The following is a 201-nucleotide window of genomic DNA, read 5'->3' on the forward strand; positions in this document are numbered from 1 at the left end:
GGATGATTGCGCTGATTGAATTAGACCCCGCGAAATACGAATCAAAGGCCATCAAGTTCAACTTGACTATGCCCGGCAATTTGTTAACTGCGATAGACCGCTATATTGAGCGAAACGGTCACTATAAAAACCGTTCTGCTTTTCTGGCTGAATTGGCACGAAAAGAAATTGCTCATCCCTAAATGTTAAAGGCCACCGGGC

1 protein-coding gene is annotated in these 201 nt (G+C 44.8%); it reads left to right on the forward strand.

Going from position 1 to position 201, the window contains the following annotated elements; genetic code table 11:
- Nucleotides 1-182 (forward strand): type II toxin-antitoxin system HicB family antitoxin (locus AAC854_RS24180; protein WP_340619239.1); only part of this gene is annotated, 182 nt, incomplete at its 5' end.
- Nucleotides 183-201: the final 19 nt, after the last annotated feature.

It is taken from the genome of Xenorhabdus entomophaga (genome assembly GCF_037996725.1).
Lineage (GTDB): Bacteria > Pseudomonadota > Gammaproteobacteria > Enterobacterales > Enterobacteriaceae > Xenorhabdus > Xenorhabdus khoisanae.